The sequence below is a fragment of the Candidatus Saccharimonadales bacterium genome, from assembly GCA_036397795.1.
In the GTDB taxonomy this organism is placed as follows: Bacteria; Patescibacteriota; Saccharimonadia; order Saccharimonadales; family DASWIF01; genus DASWIF01.
In genome coordinates, this window is sequence record DASWIF010000076.1 from 1 (window position 1) to 4,006 (window position 4,006).

7 protein-coding genes are annotated in these 4,006 nt (G+C 51.2%); 4 read left to right on the forward strand and 3 right to left on the reverse strand.

All coding sequences use genetic code 11. From position 1 onward, the window contains the following. From VGA08_04195 to VGA08_04205, 3 genes are all read left to right on the forward strand, one after another. On the forward strand, nt 1–1,225 hold a 1,225-nt coding region (locus tag VGA08_04195; GenBank protein ID HEX9679788.1), incomplete at its 5' end, for an RHS repeat-associated core domain-containing protein. Further along, nucleotides 1,225–1,431, forward strand: a complete 207-nt coding sequence (locus tag VGA08_04200) for a hypothetical protein (protein ID HEX9679789.1) — start codon at nt 1,225–1,227, stop codon at nt 1,429–1,431. The genes VGA08_04195 and VGA08_04200, both read left to right, overlap by 1 nt. 641 nt (nt 1,432–2,072) lie before the next feature. Beyond that, complete coding sequence (locus VGA08_04205) at nt 2,073–2,210, forward strand: hypothetical protein (GenBank protein HEX9679790.1); 138 nt, start codon at nt 2,073–2,075, stop codon at nt 2,208–2,210. Nucleotides 2,211–2,271: 61 nt separating this feature from the next. Here the strand turns inward: VGA08_04205 and VGA08_04210 are convergent, their stop codons facing one another. Beyond that, a complete protein-coding gene (locus VGA08_04210; GenBank protein HEX9679791.1) occupies nt 2,272–2,550 on the reverse strand; it encodes a type II toxin-antitoxin system RelE/ParE family toxin in 279 nt (92 codons plus the stop codon). After that, nucleotides 2,543–2,779 (reverse strand): hypothetical protein, encoded by a 237-nt coding sequence (locus tag VGA08_04215; protein HEX9679792.1) that lies wholly within the window; start codon nt 2,777–2,779, stop codon nt 2,543–2,545. The genes VGA08_04210 and VGA08_04215 overlap by 8 nt, the downstream gene beginning before the upstream one ends. A 126-nt stretch (nt 2,780–2,905) precedes the next feature. Between VGA08_04215 and VGA08_04220 the strand changes: the two genes are divergently transcribed. After that, a complete protein-coding gene (locus VGA08_04220; protein ID HEX9679793.1) occupies nt 2,906–3,532 on the forward strand; it encodes an RHS repeat-associated core domain-containing protein in 627 nt (208 codons plus the stop codon). An 11-nt stretch (nt 3,533–3,543) separates the two neighbouring features. Here the strand turns inward: VGA08_04220 and VGA08_04225 are convergent. Continuing rightward, the coding region (locus tag VGA08_04225; protein ID HEX9679794.1) for an integrase core domain-containing protein at nt 3,544–4,006 on the reverse strand (463 nt) is incomplete at its 5' end.

Here is a 4,006-nt window from a genome sequence, read left to right on the forward strand (position 1 = left end):
CGGCATCCGCCACTACGACATCCAGGTCCGAGAAAACGGCGGCGATTGGGATGACTGGCTAACCGCCGTGGATTATACCGGCGCGACCTTTGTCGGCGCCCTGGACTATACCTACACCTTCCGCATCAAGGCCACCGACAACGTCAGCAATACCACTGCCAATTGGCAAGTATCCCAGCCAACGACCGTTCACGGCGTGACGAAGTACTACACCCACGGCGGCAGCCGGGTTGCCATGCGACGGGGTGATGCGCTATACTATTTGAGTGGGGACCATTTGGGGTCCACCTCCTTAACAACCGACGAAACCGGCAATATCGTCTCCGAAGTGCGCTACCTGCCCTACGGCGAAGAGCGCTGGGCCAGCGGCGCCACTCCGACCGACTTCACCTTCACTGGTCAGCGCAATGAGGCCGGCTTTGGCTTGATGGATTATAATGCAAGGTATTATAATCCGAGGGTGGGGCGGTTTGTGTCACCGGATACGGTGGTGCCGGAGCCGAGCGGGTCGCAGGGGTGGAATCGATATGCTTATGTTCGCAACAACCCACTCAAGTACACTGATCCGAGTGGACATGGCTGGGAGCCTCGCCATTGTCTTGTCTGTACAGTGAAGATTGATGTCTCTGGCTGGCCTAATTGGGCAAAGAAAGCGGGAGGGTTTGTTGGTAGTGTAACGATTGGAGGTGGTTATGACGCAGAACAAGATGCAATTGTAGGACCAACTCCGGAAGAATGGGTGGAGAATGCGTTAACAGATATAGGGTCTCCGGCTCCATTGAGTGCAGTTTCGAAAGGAGCCGGTAAAGCGTTAAGTAATTTAGGGGAGGAAGTCATTGAAGAGGCAACCGATGATTTGTTATATCGTTCAATGAAAAAGGCAAATGATGGCTTGCCAGAAGTTGGTTCTAGCGGTAGAACTCTAGGTGTAAGGCCACAGGATATTCCCGTTGAGAATGGAATGGTCAGACCAAACACTGGGGGAATGTCAGTATCACCCAATAGCCCGCACAACCTTCCGCCTCACCGTAGACCACCTGAATTTGGAGGCACAGGAAAGGATCCAGTTTTCTGTATAGAATCTAGTTGCCTTTCAGATGGGTTACAATACCGACCAGATCCTAATAACCCTACTGGTCATGGTTTTATCGAGCCAAGTAGAGAAATGAGCTCTGAAGAATATCAAAAATTACTCGGGGAAACGAGACCATTGTGGAGCGACTAATGTCTCAACTAGATAGATTACTTAAGTTATATTTGGAGCTTGAACATCAAGTATTGATTCTGCGTGAAAAACATGGTGGAATGGATAATGTTGAAGAAGACATATACTTAGATGTAATGGATTCAATTTGGTGGAAACTTACTGAAACGGAAAGAGATATGTTAAATTCACGACCTGCCGATAAACGCGGGAAAGACAGTTTATGAAAAACAGTAGAAATCATAGTCAGGTCTGCCAAGGCTCTGACAGGTTTAGCCCGATACTCGCGTGGAGTTGTCATTTATTATCCCTGATCTGACCTACGCCAAGGTCCAACTAGCTTCATTTTGCTGGCCGACACTAAGAGAAGTCGGTTTGCTTGACGTAACAGTTAATTTTTGTCTAAACCAAGGCAGGAAAAATAGCCAGCCTGGACAGGAATTTCAGGATGGTTAGCTGTTTCAATCCGGTTCAGCCTGTCTATCGTGTCTAAGGTTGGATAGAGTGGGTAACCATCACCAATCTGTTTTTCGTCCCAAGTTACCTTGGCTGACCCAGTCCGCCGAGCGTTAACGAAGTTTAAAAAATAACCCGGTCATCAGGTCACCCACCGCCGCCGAGGGCTACAAGCCCCCGGCTAAGTGAGGTGAAAGCCGCTTCAAAGCAGCTCAAAAGCGTCATTTAGCCTGCTTTAGCGGGCTTCGACTTCCGTTAGCCGGGCGTTTTAACGCTCGGCGGACGCTGATGGCCACGATATCGGCATGATCGGTGGCCTGGTCAGGCCAGGACGACCTATCCGGCATCCACCACTACGACGTCCAGGTCAGCGAAAACAACGGCGCTTGGACCGGCTGGCTGACCGCGGTGGATGTCACCGGCGCCACCTTTGTCGGCGCCCTGGACTAATACCTACACCTTCCGCATCAAGGCCACCGACAACGTCAGCAACACCACGGCCAATTGGCTAGTGTCCCAGCCAACGACCGTCCACGGCGTGACCAAATAAAGTGAATAACGAATAGTGCTTGATGGACGGCACGGGGAGAGGTCAAGTCTTACAAAAGTGCCTACAAATGACGGTAAGCCTGACCTCGAGGGGCAATTTCCACGACCAACACAATCAGCTTGTCTTCCTCAAGGGCGTAGGAAATTCGCCAATTGCCTACCCGCAGGCGGTACAGATTGTCGTAACCGGTCAACTTTTTGCAGCCCGCCGGTCGAGGATTGTGGACCAACTGGTTGATAGCCTCGCCTATCCGTCGGCGGAGGGGTTTGTCGAGCCGCCGTAACGCTTTTTCGGCTCGACGCTGAATAAGGACCTGCCAGGTTGGGTCTGGCTCACCCATCCTGGGCTTCCTCAGCCAGCAACTCGGCTTCTACCTCAGCCCAGGGTCGGGCGGTCGAAGGATCGTGCCGGTATTCCTCATAAGCTGCTGCAGCCTCAGTGGTATCACTTAAGTCGTCCAGCAAGGTTAGCAGTTCCTCCCAGACAGCCATATCCAATACCACGGCCTTTTTCGTCCCGTCGGCATCAACCATAAATTGAGCGGATTTAACCAGGTCAGTAATACTCATCGCACACCCTCTTGGAGTTTAGTACGAGAACTATACCCATTTTCGAACGGGTGTCAAAATATACTCTTTACTTGTTAACCTCAATAACCGCCCGTCGAGCAGGCCAGCCTGATCGCCGTCAAGAGCGTGACCAAGTACTACACCCACGGTGGCAGCCGGGTTGCCATGCGACGCGGGGATGCGCTATACTATCTCAACGGCGATCACCTGGGCAGCACCTCCTTAACAACCGGTGATACTGGCAATATTGTCTCCGAAGTGCGCTACCTGCCCTACGGCGAGGAACGCTGGACCAACGGCGCCACCCCGACCGACTTCACCTTCACCGGCCAACGCAACGAGGCCGGCTTTGGCTTGATGGATTATAATGCGCGGTATTATTCGGCGCGGTTGGGGCGGTTTGTCTCGCCAGATACGGTGGTGCCGGAGCCGGGGAGTGGGCAGGGTTTTAATCGGTATGCGTATGTGATGAATAATCCGCTGAACTATATTGATCCATCTGGTCATTGCCGTGAAGAAGATGAAAATTATTCCGACTGTACAGATTTTGCTGATGAAATTGTATCGGAGATTGGTTCTGATACTACCTGGGATGGGGTCAATGTTTATGACTTAAATTGGCAAAATGAGGACCAGGTTGAAAATTTTGTCTCGCAGCATAATGCATTACCTGAAAAACTTAGACGATGTGTAAAGTGGACCCTTTTGTCAAAACACACACTAAGTAAATTAATGTCCGGTTCCTTTCTTTAAGATTATGGACATCATATCAGTGATTTATCGTTCGTTAACGTTTGTTCGGTTCGTTCGTTGATGTTTATTGCGTTGGTTAACAAGTTCATCCGGGTCAAGTACAGGTCGGCTGGGGTCAAATAATCCAAGGCTTGATGGGGGCGCTCATAATTGTAAAGCTGAAAGTAAGCGGTTAAACCGTGCCGCGCCTGTCTTGGGTTTTCATAGTCGCTCAAGTACACCTCCTCGTATTTGACACTGCGCCACAAGCGTTCGGTAAAAATGTTGTCCATGGCTCGGCCCCGCCCATCCATACTGATTTGAGAGCCGATAGCCAGGAAACGGTCAAGATATTGGGGGCTGGTGAAATGGCTGCCCTGATCGCTATTGATGATCTCCGGGCTGGCTTGCCCTAAGGCCCGGTCAACGGCATCCAGCACAAAGGGCATTTCCAGGGTTTGATCCAAGGCCCAACTGACCACGAACCGGGAATAC